The following is a 23,534-nucleotide window of genomic DNA, read 5'->3' as shown; positions in this document are numbered from 1 at the left end:
AGTCGGGTGCGAAGTGAGATGGAATGCGTGAGCTTGAGTGAAAAAGCTCCGATGAATCTTCGCGGGTGCGGGGGATTATCCTGACGGCGTCTCGTGACGACGTCAGCCAAGATGATGGTCGCGCTCAACAGCAGCGTCGACCGCCGCGACAATCGCGGAAGATAGACCCGCGTCTTGGGCGGCGAGGAGACCAGCGATGGTGGTTCCTCCCGGGGAAGAAACCCGGTCAATAAGATTTGCGGGTACTTGCCCATTGTCGAGGCCATTGAGCATGAGTTGCGCGCTTCCCAAGAACGCTTGGGCGACGATGCGCGTCGAATCGGCCTTGGTGAGGCCGTGGTTTACGCCGGCCTCGGCCATCGCATCGATCATGCGGAAGATCCATGCCGGGGAGGAGGAAGCGATCGCTGTAAAAACAGGGAAGTACTTCTCATCCAGCACGATCGTTTGACCGACCGAATCGAGGAGTTTGCGTGCCGCAGCGAGCTGTTCATCCGTTGTCCCCATGGGGCAAAGGGCACTCATCGACTTGCCGATCTGCGCATTGACATTGGGCATGACGCGGACCAGGGGAACAGCAGCCCCGAAATCAGAGTAAATCTGATCGGTCGTGCGACCTGCAGCAATAGAAATGACGCAGAGTTCCTTGGCGCAAAGAACGCTCTCGCGGATCTCGCGAATGACCTCTGACTGGACATTCGGTTTCACTGCAAGGACCAGAAGGTCGCTCTGCTCGGCAACCTGGCGGTTTGACGCGAGTGCAACGCCTCCCAACTCATCTGCCAAGTCCTCGGCGGCCTGGTGGTGTCGATCAGCGAACATCAGATCCGAGCCGCTGAAGCCAGCGGCCACGGCACCGCGTGCAATAGCTGAAGCCATTGCACCTGTTCCGATGAAGCCGATACGCATGACAGTCCTTGAGTGAGAAGGTGTGTATGTTGGCGTTATTTTAACCACACTTTACGTGTTGATTGCAACAAGGTCTTATTCTGCGTCCGGCAAAGTTATCCACAGAAACAGAGTGCAGACGATTCATCCACAGATTGACGCATCGGGGGAGCGCTGAGGGGAGAGAAGCGAGCACACTGCATGAATGAACACTGACACGCAGATGCGCCGAAGACGTCACCTTCAACAGATAGTGCTCTCCACGGAAACGCATGGCCTTGATGAGGAAGAACGTGACAAACCAGCGTCGCCTTCTCCTTTGCGCTGGAAACTACAGTGGAAAACAGCTGCGGTCGTGCTTGCGGTTTGTGGAGTCTTCGCTGTGCTTGGGGTTGTGTTGGCTCCGTGGAAATCAGGAAGCACGCCTCATCCTCCTTCCATCGACGAGGCCTTGGCTGAGGAATCCGCCTCCGCGCAGCCCGCGTCATCGGAATCCGCCAGCGCGCTTTCCCATAGCATCGGTCCCCAGATCGTCCTTCACGTGACGGGGGAAGTGCGCCGCCCTGGAGTGATCCGCCTCGCCAAAGGGACGCGAGTCATGGATGCAATCGAAGAAGCTGGTGGTTTCACCGAAGACGCCGATACACAGAGCATCAATCTTGCGCGAGTCCTTGTTGATGGTGAGCAGCTCAAAGTGCGCTCACTCAAGCAGGCGCAGTCTTCTCAGGCAGAAGGAAACGAAGAGGCTCCTCGGACGTGCGTTGATGTCGCCAGCGCCGATGCCGCTGGACTTCAGAATCTCGACGGCGTTGGGCCATCCCTTGCCAATCGAATCATCACCTATCGCCAATCTCATCCCATCAGCGGCGTTGAGGATCTTGATGCTGTACCGGGGATCGGGCCATCGATTCTTGAAAAAATTCGTCAAGGTGCGTGCCAATGACGCGAAGGCCAGTCGATATTCGCTTGCTTCCCATCGCTCTTGCAGTATGGTCGTCAACCTACGCATTTCTCAACGGTCGCTATGTCCTTGGCTGGAGCAGCGTAGCGGGGACGATTCTCTTCACTGCCTACAGCGGATTGGGGTTGCCTGGGCGCGCATGGCTGCTGCGGTGGAGCGAATGCGCTGCCACGATGAGCGTCATTGTGTGTCTAGGGGCAGCGTGTTTTTGGCTCGCAACAACTCGGGCCGCTGCTTGGGAAGAAGAGAGCACGCAGATCAGTGCGAATGGGCTGAATCTGCAGGGTTTTCATGCACGGCTCGTGAGTGAAGTGAAAGAAAGCCTTCCTCCAGATGAAGGACACACAACGAAGAAAAAGCAAAGCGCTCGTTATTTCGCGAGGGCGCAGTACGTCATGGGGCACCAGACCATGACATTCCTGCTGTCCAGTGAGACAGCGCGATTTACTCACCTTCGACGCGGGGATGTCATCGCGCTCGATGGGAAGCTAGATCTTAGCTGGTCCCATAGCATTCCCAACGTCGGGTCCATTCGCGTTAAAAAATGGGAGATTCTCCCATCAACGGATCGATGGTCACAGTTCTCGCGAGCATTTCGTGGCAATCTCGAGCAAGTAGTCGCTTCTCTTCCGCAGCATGCGCGCGCTTTAATTCCGGGCATGTCACTAGGGGATGATCATCAAGCCAGTGCCCAGATGCGCAATGACATGAAGACAGTGTCTTTCGCTCATCTCACAGCTGTCTCTGGCGCGCATATGTCGATCTTGTTAATGACCATTGGTCTTTTAACGCCACGAAAGAAAACATGGAAATTGGTCGTACAACTGGCGGTTCTTCTTCTCTTCGTCGCGTTGGTCGGTCCCCAAGCCTCGGTTCTACGCTCTTTCGGGGTCAGCATCATTGCCTTTGGGGGAATGTGGCTGAACCGTGAAGGAGGGATATATTCATCGCTGAGTACCGTCGTGATAGCGGCCTGTCTGCTTTCTCCCTTCGATGCGTGTTCACTGGGTTTCTGTCTCTCTGTCCTTGCCACCTGGGGAGTGAGCGTTCCCGCCCGATGGATTTCGCGTGCAGGAGAAAAAGCTGGGGTAGCTGCCGAAAACGCATGGATCCCTCGAATGAGCGCATTGCTGGCGATCCCACTTGGAGCGCAAATTGCCACGCTTCCCGTCATGATCTCCATGAATTCATGGATTGGACTGTGGTCGATCCCAGCGCAAATTCTGATCTCTCCATTTGTCACTCCGGTAACCATCGCGTCTTTCGCTGCCGCTCTTAGCGCGCAGCTATACGCCCCTATTGGTTTCGTCTGTGCGTGGATTGCCTCGTGGGGAACTGCATGGATCGCAGGTGTCGCGAGATTCTTTTCTTCCCTCCCTGGAGCTCGAGTCTCGCTTGGAAACACCGCTGGAATCTTTGCTGTGGGCGCAGGCATCGCTGTTGTTCTCATTGCTGCTGATTGCCTCCGGCGCTTCACGACGTCGAGGCCCCTCGAACGTGTCACACTAGGAGGGAAAAGCTTGCATATATGAATGGGCGAGTACGACACGGAAGGGGAGAGCGGCCTATGGCAGCGAAGACTCAGGCAGCACCGGTCGCCCCTCGCCTTGCTCCCGTTGTCTTAATCAAGGGCAGCGAAAGCTTACTTGCAGATCGAGCGCTGAGCGAGCTGCGACGCCTCGCGCACGAAGTCGTTCCCAGCCTTGAGCGGACAGATCTTCCTGCGGGAAGCTACCAAGCAGGCCAACTGGACGTTCTCACTTCGCCTTCTCTTTTCGGTGAAAGTCGGATGATCATCATCTCCGACCTGGAGAACATGACGGATGCCCTTGCCACCGACCTGCAGGCATACCTGAGCCAACCCGCTGCCGATGTATGGATCTTTCTGCGTCACCCGGGCGGCAACGCCAGAGGAAAGAAACTCCTCGATGCAATTGCGAAAGCCGGATTTCCGGTGATTGCGGCAGAACCGCTGAAAAATGATCGCGATAAATTGGACTTCGTTCGCTCCGATGTACGCAACGCACACCGAAAAATTGAAACAGAAGCCGCGCAGGCCTTGGTCGATGCGCTAGGAAACGACCTCAGCGCACTCGCGGCAGCTGTTGCGCAATTGCTCAGTGACGTCCAGGGGACCATCACTCATGAGGCGGTTCGCCGCTACTACTCCGGACGAGTCGAGGCAACGAGCTTCGAAGTTGCCGATGCAATCGTGGGTGGACGCAGCGCACAGGCACTGACTTTGGTCAGGCACGCATATGCGACGGGAAGCGCTCCCGCTCAACTGGTTGCGGCAATCGCAGTGAAATTCCGGGCGATGGCGAAAGTTTCCTCACCCGCGGGACGGAAGAACCTCGGGATGTCTCCGTGGCAAGCCGAGCATGCACGCAGGGAACTGCGTTCATGGCCTGACCCTGCCTTGGCCTCGGCAATCACTGCAATTGCTCAAGCTGACGAAGACACAAAAGGGGCGTCGAAGGATCCTGAAGGAGCGGTGGAGAACCTCGTCATGACATTGTGCCGCCTCCACCGCGGCTAAAAACTAGCTCCCCGCCTCTTCACTGCGCAGACGAGGAACGCAGGTCTTCTCGGGATGAATCCCAATAATTCCCGCATAAAACGCGCGGATAGCATCCATATCCTTGCTCTGATTCCCACTGAGCTCGATAGGGGCTCCCCAGCCATAGCGGCGTTGCCCGCCATCGATGAATCCGGGGACCACAGGCAAATTCGCACCCTGAGCGATGCGATAAAAACCAGATTTCCAATAGGGACGAATAGAACGCGTGCCCTTGGGAGCAATGACAAGGACAAAAGTTTCACTGGACTGAGCTAAAGCGATGACTCGCTCCACCAAATGGCCGGGATTCTCGCGGTCGACGGGGATCCCACCAATTGCCTGAACAAAACGGCCAATCACGGGCACGTCCGTGAGGTTCTTTTTCACCAAGAAATAGAAGGGACGTTGCAGCGCCCACATGGCAACAACCATGTAGAAGCCATCCCAATTCGAAGTGTGGGGTGCTCCCAAAACGACGCAGCGCTCGGGAAGAGGATGCCCGGGTGTAAAAGTCCAGCGTGACACTCGCATGACCAAATGAGCCAATGCCTTACGCAATCCCATGTTGTTCCTCTCCCGGGTTGAGCCGTCACACAGTGTACGTGGAATCCTGGCCGCAGCGCTCTTCAATGTGGGATTGACCCGGAAATATCCCTGATTGAACCCTGAAATGAGGGACTTCGAGTTGAGCTGTCGGAGCACTGTTCTAAGATCGACTTCGGGAGGAGCAGGGCGTTCCTCTGCCTGCGAAGGAGTTCCAGTGAGTTCAAGCCCATCCGCAAGGAGCGGCGAACATACAGTCGTATCGCTTTCTACTCGCATTGCGCGCCGGTGGAGCGAATTGGTACGCATCCTTGGACAGTGGCTGCGAACCGCTCCATGCTCTGTATTCCTCTCACTTCTCATGCTGATTGCCGCCTGTGCGTCGCATCTGACTCGCGCGAGGTGGATGCACGATCTTGCTGCTCAGGGCGGACACGTTCAACCCCTTCACACCTTCACCACTGTTTTGTGGGCTCCTTCAACGGGCATCATGATCAACCTGATCCTCATGATGCTCATCGTTGGCGGACTACTTGAACGCTTCCTTGGCTCAAAAGTCTGGGCACTCTCGGCCGTCGTTTCACTTCCACTATCACTCGCGGGATTGTGGGCCTGCGCTGCCCTGGCTCATAGTGCCTCATTAAATTGGGCATTTCCCATGGTCAGCGGCCCGGTGAGCGGTTCCATCCTCATCTTGACCTCCGCTTTAGGGACCGCCAGCGCGAAAATGAACCGCTTGTGGGCATGGCGCACGCGCATCGGTGTCCTTGTCATCCTCCTTGCGCTTTTCGCCTTCAGCAGTAGTGCAGGCTCGCTGGCCCGACTTTTCGCTTTCGTTTCCGGCTGCTTGGTCGGCGGCTTTGCGATTGGTTGGTCGACAAGGAATCGTTCAATGCTGGGCATCGGCGATCCCGTTCGCCACGTGATCCCCCTGGTCATCACCGCCTACACTCTCGGTGCGGTCAATGCCATCTGGACTTTTACAAGCCATGGACTCTTGGCCTTTGATCGTGCGGCTTTTTCTCCCGAGCTTGCCGAGCAGCAGTACATGTGGGCCCTGTGCCAGCAAAATGAGGCACCCATGAGGTGTTTGAAGGAGGTCTACGGCAACTCCCTGATGCTCTACGCCCCTGTCGTTCTTGCCTCGATTCCTTTCCTCGTGCAGTTGGTCCTCGCCTTTGGACTCTTCCGAGGCCGCCGTGGAGCTTGGGTGGGAACGATAATTCTTCAAGGCGCACTGAGTGTCATCGGCGTTGCCCAGACGATCCTCTTCTTGGCATCGATTTCGGGCAGTGCAGAGGAAGTTCCTGAGGGATATTTCACCGTCAATATTCCCACAATGAAGCTCTTGGTTGGTGTGGCCTTCCCGTTGACAGCAATGCTGCTCACCGCGTGGAATGCCTCTGCGTTCCAAGTTCGCGCGCCAAAGTCTCGCTGGAAGCGCGCGGGGATCATCTCCCTTGTTTCTTTCCTTGCCGGAGGTATTGTCGCCCTTGCCGTCGGCATGTCGATGCCCTACTACTTTGTTCCTGATGCCACACCACTGAACCTTCTTGAAGCGTATCTGACCGCATACGCCCCAGCGGGCGCGCAATGGCTCTTTGACACCCCTTTGTATGCGACGACAGTGGCGGCGGCGACTGCAACCGTCTGGAGTCCCGTTGCGGTGTGGGTCATCAGTTCTGTGAGCTTGCTGAAGGTCTTTTTGGCCCCGGTTGATGTGAGCCACGATAAACAAGACGAGCTCCTGTCTCTGGTCACATCGCAGGGCGCGGGTTCCTTGGGATGGATGCTCACCTGGCAAGGAAACTCAACGTGGATTAGTCCCGATCGCACCTGTGGCGTTTCCTACCGTCAAGAATCCGGTGTGGCCTTAACTCTCACGCAGTGCAGCGCCGATGAGGAACATATCTCCTCTGCGATTTCGGAGTTTGCGACTTTCGCGACCGACGCCTCTCTTATTCCCGCCCTCTACTCAGTCCATGAAGAGTGGGCCAAAGAAGCGCACCGCTTAGGTTGGTCAACGGTCAAGGTCGCTGAAGAAGCAATTATCGACCTGGGAGACCTCGAATTTAAGGGGAAGAAGTTCCAAGACGTGAGGACTGCCTTCAACCATGCCAAGCGTGAAGGAATCCGTGCACAGTGGGCGTCTTACCCCGATCTTGACGAGGCCTCTAAGGAGCAAATCCAGGCGATTTGCCAAGCGTGGGCTGACGAGAAGGCTCTTCCTGAAATGGGCTTCACCCTGGGTGGTTTGCGCGAACTTGATGATCCGCAGACACGTCTCTTGCTTGCGGTCGATGAAGAAGACCATATTCACGCAGTGACGTCATGGATGCCTGTCCACTCGAAGGGCAGCGTCATTGGATTGACTCTGGACGTGATGCGGCGAGACGATCAAGGCTTCCGTCTGGCCATTGATTTTCTCATCGGTCAAGCTGCCCTCCTCGCGCAAGAAGAAGGACTACAGTTCATTTCCCTCTCCGGTGCGCCCCTGGCCGAGTCGGGCCAGTGCGAGGAGCCGGAAGACCTTCGCGATTCACACTTTGCATTCGCTCCGGTTTTGGATGTCATGGGTAATGCCATGGAGCCCGTTTACGGCTTCCGTTCGCTTCTTGCCTACAAGAAAAAGTTCCAAGTTCGTTTTGTTCCCCTATACCTCGCGATTCCCGATATCGCGCAGGCTCCTTCTGTCGGATTGGCAATTGCTCACGCGTATCTGCCTGGAATGAGTGCAGCAAGTGCCGTGTCCTTGGCTGCAAAGCTGGTTTCTCGTGATTAGCATCCTTCACTATGTCCCACTCCTGCGTGTCTGGATTCCCTTCGTTGCCGCAGCACTGATCGCGGCTAGCCTTGTCTGGATCTGGCTGAAAGTCATGCGTCCGCTGTCGATCAAGGCGCGTTCGATGAGTGTTGTCGTGGGCGTCATCCTTGTCGTTGTCGTCCACCAACTCGTTGAGCATGTCTGGCATCCCGTCGCAGAAGGACTGGGGCGAGTGACATGGCTGTGGGCATCGCCGGCTTTAGTTGCTGCAGTGATGGTTTTTGCTGGCTTGACCAGACGCAAGCAATGGTTGCGCCGTTTCTGTGCTGCACTGTGCGCGTGGTTACTGATTGCTGTTGGCGCAGCTTTGGGAATCAATTACCACTTCGAGGCCTATCCGACCATGGCCGAGGTCGTGGGCGGGGGAGTGCGCACCATTTCCTGGGATGAGTTGAAGAATCCCGATGAAGAAGCGCAGAGTGCACGTATCGCCGAGGGAGCGGTGGTCCGTGTTGATATTCCTTCTTCGGATTCAGTGTTCAAGCCACGCCAGGCCCTCGTGTATCTCCCGCCGTCCTATTTTGCCGATCCGCAGGCAACTCTTCCTGTGATTACTCTGCTCACTGGCCAACCTGGCACTCCCCAAGATTGGTTGGTCTTGGGTAAGCTTCCTCAAACCATGGAGCAGTTCGCCGCAAGTAGAGGGGGGCGTGCTCCAATCGTCGCGGTTGTCGATGCCTTTGGAAGCCAGACAGCGAATCCCCTGTGCTCGGATACTTCTCACGGGAAAGTCGCAAGCTACCTGGAAGTGGATGTCCCGAAGTGGCTGCGGGAGAATTTCCCTGTTTCAACAGACGCCGGTCAATGGGCAATTGCCGGATTGTCCTCTGGTGGAACCTGCGCTCTTCAAGTAGCCACACGCGCTCCGCAGACATACCGCAGTTTCCTTGATATGTCTGGCGAGGCCCACCCCCAGCTGGGTAATGAAGAACGAACCATTTCTGAAGGTTTTGACGGAAGTCGCGAACTCTACGCGGCGAATGACCCGGTGCAGGTGATGAAAACGCGTCGCTATGACGCTACGGCGGGGATTATTTCCTGGGGGAGCGACGATACATCGTTTAAAGAGGGACTGATTGAAGTCGACGAAGCTGCCCAGGCCTCGGGAATGAAGGTTGAAACACGCTCATATCCTGGAGGGCACAGCTGGAAAGTCTGGAAGGCAGCATTTGAAGACCAGCTGCCGTGGCTCGCAGAGCGTTTTGGACTCTGAGGCCACGACAGCCGGTTCACCGCTACCTGCGGTAGGGGTTAGTTCAGTTTTTCTACGGTGATTGTCAGGGAAATTGTGTGCGATTGGCCCGGCTGGAGGAAAACCGCGTTGTGGCGGACATTACCCACCTCAACACACACGAAGTGTTTCCAATCCTCGTGGTGCATATCTGCAGCCTTAGCCTCGGCGGGATTCCACACGATTGTCGACGCCGAGTTCTCCTTCTCGATGACGATACGACGGCCAAAACCCGGGTCAAGGATTGAAACGGTCCCCGCGAAATCGAAGATCGAGTCGACCCGTCCCTGAGTGAAGGTCACGTCGCCTTTTTGAACAGAGTGCTCATTTGTCACCGTGCACAGCTGTTCGGCTCCGTCCAGCCCCACAACGCTGATCTCGCGGACATCTGAGACGTTGAAGTAGGGGTGCAAGGCCTCGTCCACGTAGAAAGCTTCCTCATCGGCGTTCGTCATTGTTAGCGCCAGATGAAGATATTCCCCGAAGGTGGCATGAAGCTGAGCAGTAAAACGATGCGGGAACTTCGCCATCTCCGTCTTTGTCGTCGGAGCATAGGTGAAGGAAAGAATCGCACTGTCATCAGTGCGTTCAACCAGTTCCCACGTTGCATTCCTTAAGAAGCCGTGATTTTGAGCCTCGGATCCGGGTGCTGCCAAAGAAGCAGTCGCAACGCCGAACCACGGTGCACAAATCGGGACGCCGCCTCGTGCAGGCGTCGATGCCCACGGAAGGGAACGCTCGGAGAGCCACAGTACCGGCTCGGTGCCCGCAGGGGTCCATTCAAGGAATTGAGCACCGGAATCTGAAAAACTTGCGTCGCAGCGGTCATTGCTGGCGCGATAGACACGTCGGTTTGCCATTGGACAAGGATAGCGCGAGTAACGCCTCACACATAGTCCCTCGGAGAAGGGAATTCTGAAAAAACGGCGATAAGCTTTCTGTGGAAGCGAATCGGTAAGTAATAGGGAGTCTTATGACCATCCGCGAAGATCTACGTAATGTCGCGATTGTTGCACACGTTGACCACGGCAAAACTACTCTGGTCGACGCCATGCTGTGGCAGTCAGGCGCATTCAATGAGCGCGATACGGTAGAAAAAACCGGCGAACGCGTCATGGACTCCGGTGATCTGGAACGCGAAAAGGGCATTACGATCTTGGCCAAGAACACCGCGGTTCACTACCGTGGTCCCGCCGCCCAGAAGCTGGGCCTCGAAGGCGGTGTGGTCATCAACGTGATCGATACTCCCGGGCACGCCGATTTTGGTGGCGAGGTTGAACGAGGCCTGTCCATGGTTGACGGCGTCGTTTTGTTGGTTGACTCTTCCGAAGGCCCGCTCCCGCAGACCCGCTTCGTCTTGCGTAAGGCTCTTCAAGCGCAACTTCCCGTCGTCATCGTCGTCAACAAGGTTGACCGCCCCGATGCCCGCATCGACGAGGTTGTCTCTGAAACGCAGGACCTTCTTCTTGCTCTGGCCGAAGATCTAATGAGCGAAGGCGTCGACGCAGATGTGGATTCCCTGCTCGACGTTCCGGTTGTTTATGCCTCGGCAAAGGCCGGAAAGTCTTCGCTCACCAACCCCGGTGACGGCAATATCCCCACCGAGGACCTCGAGCCACTCTTCGAAACGATTCTTCACCGCATCCCCGGTCCCGAGTACGAAGAAGGCGCACCCCTTCAGGCTCATGTGACGAACCTGGACGCCTCTCCATTCTTGGGACGACTCGCGCTGCTGCGTATCCACAACGGAACATTGCGCAAGGGCGAAACTGTGGGACTTGCTCGCCACGATGGAAGCATTAAGCCCGTTCGCATCACCGAGTTGCTTCGAACCGAAGGCCTCGAACGAATCCCGGCCGAAAGTGCCGAACCCGGTGATATCGTTGCAGTCGCAGGTATTGAAGACATCACCATCGGTGAGTCTCTGGTCGATCTTGATGATCCGCGTCCGCTGCCGCTGATTACCGTTGATGATCCGGCAATCTCCATGACGATCGGAATTAACACTTCGCCCATGGCCGGCCGTGTCAAGGGAGCAAAGGTCACCGCACGCCAGGTGAAAGACCGTCTTGATCGCGAGCTCGTCGGTAACGTTTCGTTGCGCGTGCTTCCCACCGAGCGCCCCGATGCATGGGAAGTCCAAGGGCGTGGTGAGCTTGCTTTGGCAATCTTGGTCGAGCAGATGCGTCGTGAAGGTTTTGAGCTGACCGTTGGTAAGCCTCAGGTCGTCACCAAGACCATTGATGGCGTGCGCTCAGAACCGATGGAACGCATGACTATCGACATTCCCGAGGAATACCTGGGATCGGTCACTCAGCTTATGGCCCAACGCAAGGGCCGCATGGAAACAATGGCGAACCACGGTTCGGGCTGGATCCGCTTGGAATTCATTGTTCCTGCTCGCGGTCTGATTGGTTTCCGTACGCGCTTCCTGACGGAAACTCGCGGAACGGGTATTGCGTCGTCTATCGCCGAAGGCTATGCACCCTGGCAGGGCGCGATCGAACAGCGCCTCACCGGTTCGCTTGTTGCGGACCGCGCGGGACAGGCAACGCCCTACGCTATGACGAACCTCCAAGAGCGCGGTTCTTTCATTGTTGAGCCCGGTTCAGAGGTCTATGAAGGCCAGGTTGTCGGCGAAAATCCCCGCGGTGAGGATATGGATGTCAATATCTGCCGCGAAAAGAAGCAGACGAATACGCGTAGCGCGACCGCTGATGTGTATGAGTCGCTGACACCTTCACGAAAGCTGACTTTGGAAGAATCCCTTGAGTTCGCAGCAAATGATGAATGCGTTGAGGTGACTCCCGAGGCCGTGCGCGTGCGCAAGGTCGTTCTGGATGCGCAGGAACGCTTCAAGATCGCCGCGCGTGAGCGTCGACAGAACAAGGACTGATCAGCAAAAGGTTTGCCCCACGCGAGAAATAGCTCGCGCGGGGCTTTTCCTTAAATCTGCGGCGGGGGAGGGACCTGCTTGCCGGTCACCATAGTCCGCGCGTCTACCTTCACGCGGCCTCGCCTAGTGTCAATCACCACGTGAGTCGGCGCCTTTTCGAGCAAGATCCCAAGGGCGTCGTGGAGTCCGTCATCCAAGCGGTAGCGGACCACCACGCGCGAGCCGAGCTCGAGGCGCATCCAAGGCAAACGGGCGATCGCTGCCGGTAACTGATCGTTTCCCGCAGGAGCAGCGGTGGCCTCGGCGCTGGGGTTGCCTGGAATTGCGTGCGAATGGTGTGGCGTAATACCCGGGCTCGCCTCGCTGGGGGGAGCGCCTAAAATTTGCCCACTATCAGCTGAAAAGTGCTCGGGATTCGCGTCAGGTGTCATGTTGGCGATAATAGAATGAACTGTTTGTCGGACCCAGTCCAAGGAGGAATACATGACGTACGTCATTGCCCAGCCCTGTGTTGACGTCAAGGACCGGGCATGCGTTGATGAGTGTCCCGTCGATTGCATTTACGAGGGGGAGCGCACCTTGTACATCCACCCCGATGAGTGCGTGGATTGTGGCGCCTGTGAGCCGGTGTGCCCGACCGAGGCAATTTTCTACGAGGACGACCTGCCCGGCGAATGGTCTGACTACTTGCAGGCAAATGCTGACTTCTTCGTCGACCTGGGTTCTCCCGGCGGTGCACAGAAGACAGGTCCTCAGTCCTTCGATGTCCCGTGGATTAGTGCCCTTCCTCCGCAAAACGAGGACTGGGACAAGTAAATGAGTCGTCTTCCGCGTCCGCTTGATCTTCCCGACTTTCCTTGGGATAAGCTCGCGCCTTACCGCAAGCGTGCCAACGAGCACCCCGGGGGAGTGTGTGACCTCTCTATCGGCACCCCGGTCGATCCAACGCCTGAGCTCATCCAAGATGCCCTTAAGGACAGCTCGGACGCTCCGGGATATCCGACGGTGATCGGAAGCGACGAGCTTCGCCGTGCAATCCTCGCTTGGGGCAAGCGTCGCAATATGGTGGACGTAGGAGTGACAGGAGTTCTTCCCTCAATCGGATCGAAGGAAGCTGTCGCGTGGCTACCATTCCTTCTGGGCGTGCGCCCTGGCGACACTGTCCTTTTCCCGCGAGCCTCGTATCCGACCTACGACATCAGTGCTCGTTTGGCGGGCGCCACTGCCATTCCGGTGGATCCCACAGACCCGGATTCTTGGCCGCAGGCACAGCTTGTCTGGCTTAATTCCCCGGGGAATCCTGATGGGCACGTTCTTTCACTTGAGCAGCTTCGAGCGGTTGTTCGGTGGGCGCGAAGCAACGATGCCATCGTCATTTCGGACGAGTGCTACGCGGCCTTGGCGTGGGAAGAACCCTATGTGAGTCACGGCGTTCCTTCACTTTTGGATGAACGCGTGTGCGATGGGGACCCCAGTTCTTTGATCGTGCTGTATTCCCTGTCGAAGCAATCAAACTTGGCCGGATACCGCGCAGCCTTGATGTATGGGGACCCGAAGCTTTTGGCTCCCGTCATTGAGGTTCGCAAGCATGCCGGAATGATGGTGCCCGCGCCTGTCCAAGCGGCAATGCAGTGTGCTTTGGGGGATACCGAGCATGTCCAGACGCAGCGTGAGATTTATGCGCGCCGCCGAGCACAGCTTGTCGACGCGGTCGCGGCTACCGGTTTGGAGCGTGACGGCGACTCCGCTGCGGGCCTGTACCTGTGGGTGCGCGATCCGCGTGGCGTCATGAACTCTTGGGACCTCGTTGGTGCTTTTGCCAATCGCGGCATTGTTGTCGCCCCCGGCGACTTTTACGGCGAGGCCGGGGTGGGCTTTGTGCGCATCGCGCTGACCGCGAGCGATGAACGTATTGCGGCGGCTTGCCAGCGCCTAGTCGCGGAGCCGATTGTTTAGATTACTTCGAGGCCTGTGGGTTCCAGTGTTCCCATAAATCGGTCCATTTGAGGCCCAAGTCCGCCAACATGGTGCGCACGAGCGGGATTGAAATACCGATAACGTTGTGGTGGTCGCCGTGGATTTCTTCGATGAAGGCTCCGCCGAGGCCGTCGATCGTGAAAGATCCGGCGACTTCTAGAGGTTCACCTGAGGCAACGTATGCGGCTGCTTCTTCTTCGCTAATCGCCCCGAAACAGATCTGGGTTGAGCAACTGTGAGCACTATTTGCAAGAATTTCCCACCCTGCAGTGTTTTCGCGTAGGTGGACCAGGTAGTGTCCGCTCCACAGGGTTGCTTGGGACGTCGACAGTTCTTTGACTCTTGTCAATGCAGTTTGAGGATCGTGGGGTTTGCCCAGCAGTTTGCCTCCGGATTCCAGCATTGAATCACAAGCGACGAGGACGCATTCTCGCGGGAGCTTGCCTGCTTCGGGAACGTTAATCCTTCCCTCCACGATTGCCGAGGCTACGCAGTGGCCTTTCGCTGTGGCTAGGGCGCGCACTTTCTCTTCGGCGCTGGCGTGGGGGAGAGCCTCGAGGACTGCATCTTCGTCGACCTCGGAGACGCAGACGATGGGATCGATACCGGCTTCTCGAAGAATTCGGAGTCTGGCGGGGGATTGTGAGGCTAAGACAAACTGCATACTCAGCATTTTCTCGTGCAGGAGGAGGTTTTCTTCACTAGAATAATGTGTGTTAGACCACACCTGTGGAGGAAGATGTGAAGGACGACGTAGGAAACACTCGCGATTTTTCGACCGTGCATACCAACACATCTTCGCTTTTGGGTGGCCCGCAAACGCTCACGATTGAAGACGTTGCCTCCATGGCGGGCGCGACCATTGAAGAAGTGCGGGATTTTTGGGTCGCAATGGGCTTTCCCTCCCCGCGAAGCGAAGAAAAAGTCTTCACCGAAAATGATGCGAAGCTCTTCCTTGAGTGGTCGACATTCATGGCTTCAGGTGCGATTGATACTGCAACGGCGCGTTCTCTTCTTCGTGCGAACTCTCACCTGGCCGATCGCCTTGGCCTGTGGCAGGTTGAAGCGCTTGTTGAAGATACGATGCGTCGCTTTGGCCTCGATGATACGGCTGCGCGCATGTATGTCCTCGACCATATCCGAGAGCGCGTTGACGTCCTTGAAGACGTCTTGCGTCACTCATGGCGACGTCAGTTGGATGCTCTTCTTAAACGAATGGATCATGAAATTTCGACTCGCGGCCATGAGGGCTTACAGCCTCGTTTTCCTCTCAATCGTTCCTTGGGCTTCGTCGATATGGTCTCCTACACGTCTTCGTCGGCAATTTTGGGTGGAAAACTAGTCGATCTCATCGGCCGCTTTGAGCAATTGTCCAGAGATGCTGTTACTGATGCCGGTGGGCGCGTCGTCAAGATGATCGGCGATGCGGTCATGTACATCGCAGATGACTTGGAGACGGGGCTAAGAGTAGCCGTGTCTTTGATTGAGCAGCTTGGAGCGGATGATCAGATGCTTCCCGTGCGTGCGTCATTCGTACGCGGCGATGTGTTTTCTCGTTCGGGCGATGTTTTTGGGCCGACGGTGAACCTGGCATCTCGATTGGTGGATATTGCTCCTGTTGGCAAAATCTTGATGGATCCCACAACTGCGGCCGCAATCGCTGCGGGTAAAGCGGGAATGGAATACGACGTTGAAGAGTTCCCAAGTGCAACGCTGCGGGGTTTTGGAACGATTTCCCCCTATTTGCTGACATATCGTCGCTAAGACGCTCTCTTAAGGTGTTTTACCTGATCTTGTGATTTCATCCCATTTTGGTCAAGAAATCTACAAGAAATCCCTGAAATCCGGTATGCTATTACCGTGACTACAGTGCTTCTCGTTGAAGATGACCCGGCTATCGCTGGCCCCTTGACTCGTGCTCTCGCGCGAGAGACCTACGATGTGCGTGCGCACGATCACGGCCGGAGTGCACTTGAAGATCTTGATGGCATTGACTTGGTTGTTCTTGACCTGGGATTGCCCGATATGGATGGTTTGGACGTCGCCAGGGAGATCCGTTCTTCCGGCAGTGCTGTTCCGATCCTGATTCTGACTGCTCGCGCAGACGAGGTGGACATGGTCGTCGGCCTCGATGCTGGAGCTGACGACTACGTGACGAAGCCTTTCCGCCTTGCAGAATTGCTGGCTCGCGTGCGCGCCCTCCTTCGCCGTGGTGGTGGAGAAGTTGCTGATGGTGATCTGGTCGTCCAAGACGTTCGTATCGATGTTGCAGCACATCGCGCATACGTCAACGGTGTTGAACTCTCTCTTACCGCAAAGGAATTTGAACTCCTGCGCGTTTTGGTGCGTGAAGCCGGAAACGTTGTGCCCCGCGATACTCTCATGCGCGAAGTGTGGGGGAATGGTCTGAGTGGCTCAACCAAGACCCTCGACATGCACGTCTCGTGGCTGCGTCGCAAGCTCGGAGATGACGCTGCATCACCGCGCTATATCACGACCGTTCGTGGAATGGGCTTCCGCTTCGAAAAGCCTTCCGCCTAGATCAAGGGCTCGCTATGCGTAAACGCGCTGCGCGAATGATTGTCACCGCAGTTGCAGTTGTGGCACTGCTGCTGGGAGTTCCCGGTGCGATCGCCTCGTCGATCTTGGTCTGGAATGCGCAGACGAGTGCATTGGATGCTCGTGTTCAGACTGTTCAAAGCGCACTCGATCGACGCATGGCAAGCAGCGGATTATCCGAAAGCTATGCGCGTGCTTGGGCACAAACACTGGTGACAGGTGGCGGCCCCACCTATGTGGAAGTGACTCTGCCTCAAACTCCCACTCCCATCACAGTCGGCCAGCCTCTGCGAGGACTCACGATTTCTCGCACTGCATGGTCAGCGAATGGAGTGCACGTCTCCATCACTGTGTCAGCGCGAGACGCGATCCGGGGAATCGCTCAGGTTAATGGGCTCTTTTTCTTAGGAATCGTCGTCTCGTTGGCAGTTGGATGGGCCTTGGCCTCGCGTTTTTCAAGGCGCCTATCCGCTCCGTTGATCTACCTGTCTGCACAAGCAGAACAAATCGGATCAGGTCAGGTCCGCGCGCGTGTCAAACCTTCAGGGATCGAGGAAATCGACCTCGTCCAAGAAGAACTTCAGCGCACCGGCGAAAAAATGGCGCGGCGGCTCGCAGCTGAGCGCCAGCTAGCTGCTGACGCCTCGCACCAACTGCGTACTCCGCTGACGGCACTGTCCATGCGCCTCGAAGAAATCGAAATGATTTCAACGGAAGAAGAAGTCCAAGAAGAAGCCCGTTCCTGTCTCGAGCAGATTGAACGACTAACCACCGTCGTCACCGAGCTGCTGGATACGAACAAGCGCCAATCCGCGGCAACAGAGGCAATCGATGTCCTCGAGGTCTTCAATACCCAGCGTGAAGAATGGGAAGAAGCCTTCGAAAAGGCCGGTCGAGTTCTGCGATTCACCGATGAAGCGGGGACTCCGATTTTGGCCGATGAAGCAAAGATCGCTCAGGTTTTGGCAACTCTGATCGAAAACTCCCTGCGATACGGCGCTGGAACAACGTGGGTTCATGCGCGCAATAGCGCCAATAATCGTGGAGTCGTCATCGAAGTCTCAGACGAAGGAGAAGGAGTCGAGGCCGACTTGGCCCCGCATATTTTCGAAAATGGCGTCTCCGGACACGGATCGAGCGGTATTGGATTGGCTCTGGCAAAGGACCTGATCGAAACGATGGGCGGGCGCATTGAACTTTCGCGCACTGTCCCGCCACTTTTCACTGTCTCATTAGCTGCGATTCCTGCAACCTATGATCCCGGGCGCATCATGCCCGAAGGCGCTCTCGTTTCCATGGGGCGACGCTCGCGACGCTTTTAATTGCCGTACACTGAACAACATGAGCATTCTTGTTACCGGAGGCGCCGGTTACATCGGCGCGCATGTTGTCCGTCTTCTGCTGGAACGAGGCGAAAAGGTTGTTGTCGTCGACAACCTGACCACTGGGGCAGCGAATCGCATTGGCGACGCAACCCTGATCAAGGTCGATGTTGCTCGCGATGAAGCACTCCCGAAGCTGACCCAGGCAATGATCGACGAAGACGTCACCGGTGTCATTCACTTTGCCGCACAAAAGCAGGTCGGAGAATCTGTCGAGCGTCCGGCGTGGTACTACCGCCAGAACATCGGTGGTCTGGCTAACGTGCTCTTGGCGATGGAAGAGGCCGGAGTGAAGAACATGATCTTCTCCTCCTCCGCAGCCGTCTATGGAATGCCTCCTGTCCCGGTGATCCCCGAGGACATCGAGAAGAAGCCGATTAATCCCTACGGTGAAACCAAGCTCATCGGTGAGTGGATGATGGCTGATGCTGAACGTGCGTGGGGACTGAATTGGATTGGCCTGCGCTACTTTAACGTCGCCGGAGCCGGATGGAATGACCTGGCGGACCCCGCGTGCTTGAACCTGGTTCCGATGGTCTTGGACCGCCTTGCTCGCGGCGAAAACCCGAAGATTTTCGGAACTGACTACCCGACTGATGATGGCACGTGTATCCGTGACTACATCCACGTCAAGGACTTGGCAGACGCACACATTTACGCTCTGGATGCTCTCAATCGTGGCGTTCCCGCGCACCGTCAATTCAACGTTGGTACCGGCCTTGGAACCTCCGTTCGTGAAATCATCGATGGTCTGCGCGCCGTCTCCGGTTGGGATTTCCCGGTTGATGAGCTTGACCGTCGCGCCGGTGACCCGCCGATGCTTATCGGTGATCCGCAGTCGATCGCGGTGGATTTGGGTTGGAAAGCAAACTACGGCGTGGCCGAGATTCTGCAGTCGGCATGGGATGCATGGCAGGCAGGTCCCCGCGCGATCAAGGTTCCAACTCAGTCGTGAACAATGCCTGATGCCAACGGCCTTCAATCGCCTGCCCGCGTGAACTGGACTGCATCGACCGTATCGATCAGTGATTTCGACTCACTCGAGCAGGCGATGGCTTGGCGCCGCTTTGGACCAGAAGCTGCCATCCACCGCTTCATCATGAAGCTGCGGATGGCTCTCTTGAGTGCGGATTACGTCTACGTTGACCGCAACCAACTCCTCGACGGCATATGTTTCCTTTCGCTTGGCCCCGATGGGATTGCCGAGGCCTTGGGTATCCCTCACTTTCAGGACCTCCCCTTAGTCGTGGGTTGCGAGGCGCCGACTTCACCCGCGGGTGGCTTTTCCCGCCCTGGGGACGCTCAGGAGAGAGCGCAATGGATTGCGCTTCAACGCAGCAGAGTTGAGAGTGAAACATTCGTTTCGGCGGCCTACGCTGCTCTCAACGTTTCGGGCGACACGGAAGCTGATGCGGCCTCGGATCGGCGCGCTCAGCTGTGCACTCTGCTCGCGGACCTTGAGGAATGCGACTCAGAGGACATCGGTTCCTATCCAGCGTATGTTCGCCTACCTCGCCGCAGGCGCGAGGCTGAGGCGCTGGTAGCAAGCGGAAGAGACCAGTGGCAAAGCGCAATGGAGTCCCTGCGGGTGCACCTGATTTCGTGGCCTCAGACCCCAAGCGTTGAAGAACCAGAATTTTGGGAGCGCCACGGCAGAATCGAAGATCTTGACGATTCAGAAGCCCGCTCGATTGCTCTGACTCTTCGAGCTTGGCTCCCAGAATGGATTCGCAGCAATGGGGGACATGTCGCGCGCCCGGCTCGCAGGGGAGATGTCGTTGCTCTGCTTGCTCACTGGATGAATAATGCTGCGCCGCAAGATCTTGAGGTTCCTGGCGGACATGTGTACCCAGGTTCCTTGACCGCCCCGCATGCGCGCTGCGCGCTGCGCTGGTTTTCTCTGCTGTACGAGGATGCTGCGACGCAGAAAAGACTTGCTCTTCTTGATGCACCGAGCTCACGCATGAGCTTTACCATCATTGCGACCGACTCGGGCGATGACGATCCAGAAACGCGTGCACAACGGCAGTGGGGAATGTGTGTGCGTCCGCTGAGTCGGGGTCAGATGTGGCGTGCGCGCCTGCTCGATAATGCGCGCTTAACCCTTACGAGACTTGGCGTCACATTGAGTAAACAAGCGCTGCGCGAAGTCGGTGCGGCACGTGGCTTGAGCGTCAATGGTGAGATTACCGAGGCTATGGCGACGTTGACGCCCGAACAATACCAGCGAGTTCTGATCCACCCCATGACAAAGCGGGCCCGGGATGCGCAAAAGGAGCTCACTGCCGCCTCGGGAGCTTCTCCCGCCCAAGAAATTCGCGCGAAACGCTTGACGCGCAATTCCTGGCGTTCCCTTGCTCTTTTTATTCGTGAGTTCGCTATCGAGCCTCGTGAATGGCGTAAACGAGTGATGGGCGGCGTGCTTCGCTGCCTCGCGGTCACTGCGCTGGCTTTCATTTTGACGGTGCACGATTCGGGTTGGTTTGGTCCAGATAGCTTCTGGATGAATGTCATGTGGACGGGGATTGCTTTCCTCGCTTCCTTCCCATATTCGGATATCCGTGAACTGCTTGAACTTCGCCCCTCGCGGATGATGTCGGAAATTCGTTTAGCCGAGGCATAGAAAGCGCTTGACGCATATGAAAGGGCACAAGATGCAGTGGACGCAGCTGTGGCATGCACAAAGCTTCCCCCTGTGGGTGGAAGGAAACGATGCGACCCCTCGAATGCATCGGGTGATGATCGGCGGAGACAAGGCCGGAGCCGTGGTTGTTGCACGCAATCAACAGGGTGCCTTCGCACTTGTTCGTCAGCGTCGCCTCGCAATTGAACGCGACCTGTGGGAGTTCCCGCGCGGAATGAGCGAAGGAAGCGACGCGGATGGAATTGCAACCGGCTTGCGCGAGCTCCTCGAAGAAACCGGTTTTCATGGCGAAAACGGTATATCTCTGGGCCAGATCTATCCCGATTCAGGGATTCTTGGCGGGCACATCGAGGTTATTGCATGTACCGTGCCGGAGCAGAAACGCGGCGAGATCGATGGTGAAATCGACGCATTGCAATGGGTGGGCCTCGATGAACTGCGCTCGATGATCGTTTCAGGCGAGCTTCAGGACTCGATTTCGCTGGCTGCGTTCACGCTGTGGAAGACTCACAACGGAGCCTAGGCGGGGCCTCGGCAGACTCAGAGCTTAGGAGTGAGATCGTCTTTCGTCAGTGTTCCCGCGCGGAGCTTGGCGAAGAAGTCGGGGGCGGTCGTGTCTTCCAAGAGAACAGCACTGCCCGCAGAGGTCGAGTATCCCAAGTCCTCAATTGGAGGAACACCGGTCATTCCAGAGTTTTGAGCACTGCGGAAAGCCAAAACAAGCTTGCCGACGTCGAGGACAGAAGAATCTTCGTCGACGGTAAAGGCTGATGCTCCCGCACGTTCAACGCGCAAAGCGCTCGAAGGATTGATTAATGTTGCCGGCTGCATGGCCTTCGATACGGTCTTCGAGACGACCTGGCGCTGGCGCTGAGCGCGTCCAATGTCACCGAGCGGATCGGAGTAGCGCATACGCGCAAAGGCAAGAGCGGTCTTGCCATCTGCATCGTGGCAGCCCGCTTCCCAATTGAGCTCGGAGCGCTCGTCATTGACTGTCAGGTCGTAGCAGAGGTTCACTCCACCGACGGCGTCGACGATGTTGGAAACCCCGCCCATGCCGATCTCTGCGTAGTGATCGACCGTCAGTCCCGTGAGTTGTTCAACGGTTTGAACGAGGAGTCTGGGACCGCCGTAGGAATAGGCTGCGTTGAGTTTGTCCCACCCGTATCCGGGGATTTCAACGTAGGTGTCTCGGGGGAGTGAAATATTGCTGGTCTGTCCATTGGGAGCAACGTGGACCAGCATGATTGAGTCCGCGCGTTGTCCTTCGGTGTCGTCTGGAACTGAACCATCGCTGCGCGAATCAGAGCCAGCAAGAAGATAGGTGGTTCCCGAGGTGCCCGCGGCGCCGGAAAGGGCGTCGATTCGCTTGAGATGCGAATTTGCGTCGAAAAGGAGATAGGTGGGCCACGCAGCGATCAGGAGAATCACGACGAGCGTCACCAGTGGCCAGCGTCGCTTTTTCTTGCGACGAGGCCGCGGGGACACTGGCGTGCCTGCGGGGGCGCTGGGAGGCGCTTGAACGGGCTGGAAGTGAGGCCTGGACGGTGTTGCCGCGCGCGGAAGCTCGGTTGCTGCAGGAGAAGACGGCGTAAAGCTCGGTGCCGAGGCTACTCGCTTGGCGCGCGGTGCAAAAGAGGGCGGCATGACCGTTTCTTCGGATGCTGCCCGGGGAGCAGCTCCTTCGGTTCCGGGGAAAACGACGCCTTCGTCTTCGCTGCGCGCAGACGAGTTCTGAACCTCGGAAAGGCGCGGGCGCCTACGTGAGGGGTCGGGCTGAAAAGAAGGTGGTTGAGTCATCAGCGTTCCGCCGGGCAAGCTGCGGTGGGGCTTGCGCTTGCAGATGCGCTTGCCGAGGGTGACGTACTCGGGGTAGCCGAAGCAGACGCGGAGCTGCTTTCAGAAGGCGAGGCTGAGGCACTCGGCGAGGCATTCGTTTGGCCTTCTTGGCCGCTACCGTTGGTGAACTCAATTGCAGCGGGGAAAGGTTGATCCTTGCGGATTGCCTCCCAGGCCTGGCTGAACTGTGGCTCCAGATTGATGACGCGGTTGGGGTCAACGGGGGAGTACTGGTTCGGCGAGGTAATAAACTGAATATTCGCGCGGTCAATCGAGGATAGGGAGAGCAAAAGACCCACGTCGGTGTTGATATTCGACAGGTTTTGTGAAGGTTGGAGTGCGGACAGTCCCTGCTTGGTGAAGGACAAGAGCGAAGGAAGATCCGACACGAAGTTCTTGGCGAGCAATTCACGCATAATCGCCGCGACCAGTTTTTGCTGATTCGAAATACGGCCCAAATCTGAACCGTCACCCACGGCATAACGCGTACGGGCATAGGCCAGAGCCGTTTTACCGTCGAGTTTTTGACATCCGGCTTGCACGTGCAAGTCTGAGCGGGAATCATCGATGTCTTCGGGGATGTCGAACCAGACCCCACCCAAAGCGTCGATGAGGCCTCGGAAACCGTGGAAATCAACGACGACGAAGCCGTCGATGTTCACGCCGGTCAACTGTTCCGTGGTCGCCTCGGTGCAGGCAATACCGCCTGCGATATCGGTGTCATTCGAACCGGTAGAGAAAGCAGAGTTGAACATTCCGGTGTAGGCGGAAGAAACCGTGCCATCTGAGCGCTTACACGCGGGAATGTCCGTAATGAGATCTCGGGGAATTGATACGACCTGAACCCGCGTGCGATCTGCGGAAATGTGCATAAGCATGGTCGTATCGGAGTGAATTGATGAAAGCTCCGCAGCGTCACCATTGGCGTCATCACCTTGGTTCTGGCGTGAGTCAATTCCGGAGATGAGGATATTGACGGGGCGTCCCTCGAAGGAATCGGAAGGCGCGGCGGTCTCGGTGGAGTTCGCGTTGCCCAGACCCTGGGTATTGATGGAGTTTGACGCAAGCTGGTTGCCGAAATCGCGGTAAATGAAGAAAGCGGTGGAAACCAGCAGGAGGACGCAGGAGAAGGCAACCAAAGAAATCACTCGTGCCGCACCACTCTTAAATGGGAGCGTTGCCGAGTGAGCAATCGGTCGCGCAATGCGTGATTGTGGAGTACTCATCGCC

At 56.9% G+C, this 23,534-nt stretch carries 21 protein-coding genes; 14 read left to right on the top strand and 7 right to left on the bottom strand.

The features are described from left to right. Positions 1-102 precede the first annotated feature (102 nt). On the bottom strand, positions 103-909 hold the full coding sequence (gene proC / locus ACWNMW_RS00960) for a pyrroline-5-carboxylate reductase (RefSeq protein WP_449489738.1): 807 nt from the start codon (positions 907-909) through the stop codon (positions 103-105). Positions 910-1,093: 184 nt separating this feature from the next. On the opposite strand from proC, the gene ACWNMW_RS00955 reads away from it, so the two are divergent. Genes ACWNMW_RS00955 through holA form a run of 3 tightly spaced genes read left to right on the top strand, consistent with a single transcriptional unit; the run spans position 1,094 to position 4,388 of the window. Further along, the gene (locus tag ACWNMW_RS00955; RefSeq protein ID WP_449489737.1) at positions 1,094-1,831 is read left to right on the top strand and encodes an SLBB domain-containing protein; all 738 of its coding nucleotides are present in this window, start codon (positions 1,094-1,096) and stop codon (positions 1,829-1,831) included. Continuing rightward, on the top strand, positions 1,828-3,381 hold the full coding sequence (locus tag ACWNMW_RS00950) for a ComEC/Rec2 family competence protein (protein WP_449489736.1): 1,554 nt from the start codon (positions 1,828-1,830) through the stop codon (positions 3,379-3,381). The genes ACWNMW_RS00955 and ACWNMW_RS00950 overlap by 4 nt, the downstream gene beginning before the upstream one ends. Positions 3,382-3,416: 35 nt before the next feature. Continuing rightward, on the top strand, positions 3,417-4,388 hold the full coding sequence (gene holA, locus ACWNMW_RS00945) for a DNA polymerase III subunit delta (protein ID WP_449489735.1): 972 nt from the start codon (positions 3,417-3,419) through the stop codon (positions 4,386-4,388). A 3-nt stretch (positions 4,389-4,391) separates the two neighbouring features. Here the strand turns inward: holA and ACWNMW_RS00940 are convergent, their stop codons facing one another. Beyond that, positions 4,392-4,973 carry a 1-acyl-sn-glycerol-3-phosphate acyltransferase gene (locus ACWNMW_RS00940; RefSeq protein ID WP_034502781.1) on the bottom strand — a complete coding sequence of 194 codons (582 nt, stop codon included), beginning with the start codon at positions 4,971-4,973 and terminating at the stop codon, positions 4,392-4,394. A gap of 196 nt (positions 4,974-5,169) precedes the next feature. On the opposite strand from ACWNMW_RS00940, the gene ACWNMW_RS00935 reads away from it, so the two are divergent. Next, positions 5,170-7,734 (top strand): bifunctional lysylphosphatidylglycerol flippase/synthetase MprF, encoded by a 2,565-nt coding sequence (locus ACWNMW_RS00935; protein ID WP_449489734.1) that lies wholly within the window; start codon positions 5,170-5,172, stop codon positions 7,732-7,734. Next, positions 7,727-8,989, top strand: a complete 1,263-nt coding sequence (locus ACWNMW_RS00930) for an alpha/beta hydrolase (RefSeq protein ID WP_449489733.1) — start codon at positions 7,727-7,729, stop codon at positions 8,987-8,989. The genes ACWNMW_RS00935 and ACWNMW_RS00930 overlap by 8 nt, the downstream gene beginning before the upstream one ends. 38 nt (positions 8,990-9,027) lie before the next feature. Here ACWNMW_RS00930 and ACWNMW_RS00925 read toward each other — a convergent pair whose 3' ends face one another. Next, positions 9,028-9,867: a D-hexose-6-phosphate mutarotase gene (locus tag ACWNMW_RS00925; protein ID WP_449489732.1), complete on the bottom strand. Its 840-nt coding sequence runs from the start codon at positions 9,865-9,867 to the stop codon at positions 9,028-9,030. A 113-nt stretch (positions 9,868-9,980) separates the two neighbouring features. Between ACWNMW_RS00925 and typA the strand changes: the two genes are divergently transcribed. Next, the gene (gene typA / locus ACWNMW_RS00920; RefSeq protein WP_449489731.1) at positions 9,981-11,903 is read left to right on the top strand and encodes a translational GTPase TypA; all 1,923 of its coding nucleotides are present in this window, start codon (positions 9,981-9,983) and stop codon (positions 11,901-11,903) included. Between the two features lie 50 nt (positions 11,904-11,953). Here typA and ACWNMW_RS00915 read toward each other — a convergent pair whose 3' ends face one another. After that, entirely contained in the window at positions 11,954-12,334 is a 381-nt protein-coding gene (locus tag ACWNMW_RS00915) for a putative acetyltransferase (protein ID WP_449489730.1), read from the bottom strand. A gap of 52 nt (positions 12,335-12,386) precedes the next feature. Here ACWNMW_RS00915 and fdxA point away from each other — a divergent pair, with 52 nt between their 5' ends. Beyond that, entirely contained in the window at positions 12,387-12,719 is a 333-nt protein-coding gene (fdxA, locus tag ACWNMW_RS00910) for a ferredoxin (protein WP_034502787.1), read from the top strand. After that, on the top strand, positions 12,720-13,859 hold the full coding sequence (gene dapC, locus ACWNMW_RS00905; protein WP_449489729.1) for a succinyldiaminopimelate transaminase: 1,140 nt from the start codon (positions 12,720-12,722) through the stop codon (positions 13,857-13,859). 1 nt (position 13,860) lies between these two features. Here the strand turns inward: dapC and ACWNMW_RS00900 are convergent, their stop codons facing one another. Continuing rightward, entirely contained in the window at positions 13,861-14,544 is a 684-nt protein-coding gene (locus tag ACWNMW_RS00900) for a Maf family protein (protein WP_449489728.1), read from the bottom strand. 77 nt (positions 14,545-14,621) lie between these two features. On the opposite strand from ACWNMW_RS00900, the gene ACWNMW_RS00895 reads away from it, so the two are divergent. The 6 genes from ACWNMW_RS00895 (at position 14,622) to ACWNMW_RS00870 (ending at position 20,988) form a co-directional block, all read left to right on the top strand. Next, positions 14,622-15,644 (top strand): adenylate/guanylate cyclase domain-containing protein, encoded by a 1,023-nt coding sequence (locus tag ACWNMW_RS00895; protein WP_449489727.1) that lies wholly within the window; start codon positions 14,622-14,624, stop codon positions 15,642-15,644. Between the two features lie 96 nt (positions 15,645-15,740). After that, positions 15,741-16,421 carry a response regulator transcription factor gene (locus tag ACWNMW_RS00890; protein ID WP_072455389.1) on the top strand — a complete coding sequence of 227 codons (681 nt, stop codon included), beginning with the start codon at positions 15,741-15,743 and terminating at the stop codon, positions 16,419-16,421. Positions 16,422-16,435: 14 nt separating this feature from the next. Then, positions 16,436-17,761: a HAMP domain-containing sensor histidine kinase gene (locus ACWNMW_RS00885; protein WP_449489726.1), complete on the top strand. Its 1,326-nt coding sequence runs from the start codon at positions 16,436-16,438 to the stop codon at positions 17,759-17,761. Positions 17,762-17,780: 19 nt separating this feature from the next. Then, entirely contained in the window at positions 17,781-18,776 is a 996-nt protein-coding gene (gene galE, locus ACWNMW_RS00880) for a UDP-glucose 4-epimerase GalE (RefSeq protein ID WP_449489725.1), read from the top strand. Positions 18,777-18,815: 39 nt separating this feature from the next. Beyond that, positions 18,816-20,444 (top strand): hypothetical protein, encoded by a 1,629-nt coding sequence (locus ACWNMW_RS00875; protein ID WP_449489724.1) that lies wholly within the window; start codon positions 18,816-18,818, stop codon positions 20,442-20,444. 31 nt (positions 20,445-20,475) lie between these two features. Then, positions 20,476-20,988: an NUDIX hydrolase gene (locus tag ACWNMW_RS00870; protein ID WP_449489723.1), complete on the top strand. Its 513-nt coding sequence runs from the start codon at positions 20,476-20,478 to the stop codon at positions 20,986-20,988. Between the two features lie 17 nt (positions 20,989-21,005). Here ACWNMW_RS00870 and ACWNMW_RS00865 read toward each other — a convergent pair whose 3' ends face one another. Both ACWNMW_RS00865 and ACWNMW_RS00860 read right to left on the bottom strand, forming a co-directional pair. Then, positions 21,006-22,265 carry an LCP family glycopolymer transferase gene (locus ACWNMW_RS00865; protein WP_449489722.1) on the bottom strand — a complete coding sequence of 420 codons (1,260 nt, stop codon included), beginning with the start codon at positions 22,263-22,265 and terminating at the stop codon, positions 21,006-21,008. After that, complete coding sequence (locus tag ACWNMW_RS00860) at positions 22,265-23,530, bottom strand: LCP family protein (protein ID WP_034502802.1); 1,266 nt, start codon at positions 23,528-23,530, stop codon at positions 22,265-22,267. Before ACWNMW_RS00860 ends, ACWNMW_RS00865 begins: the two co-directional genes overlap by 1 nt. Between the last annotated feature and the right edge of the window lie 4 nt (positions 23,531-23,534).

This window comes from Actinomyces sp. Marseille-QA0893 (assembly GCF_976954355.1).
The sequence above is the reverse complement of the archived record's forward strand: the minus strand, read 5'-3'. Positions and strand labels throughout refer to the sequence as shown.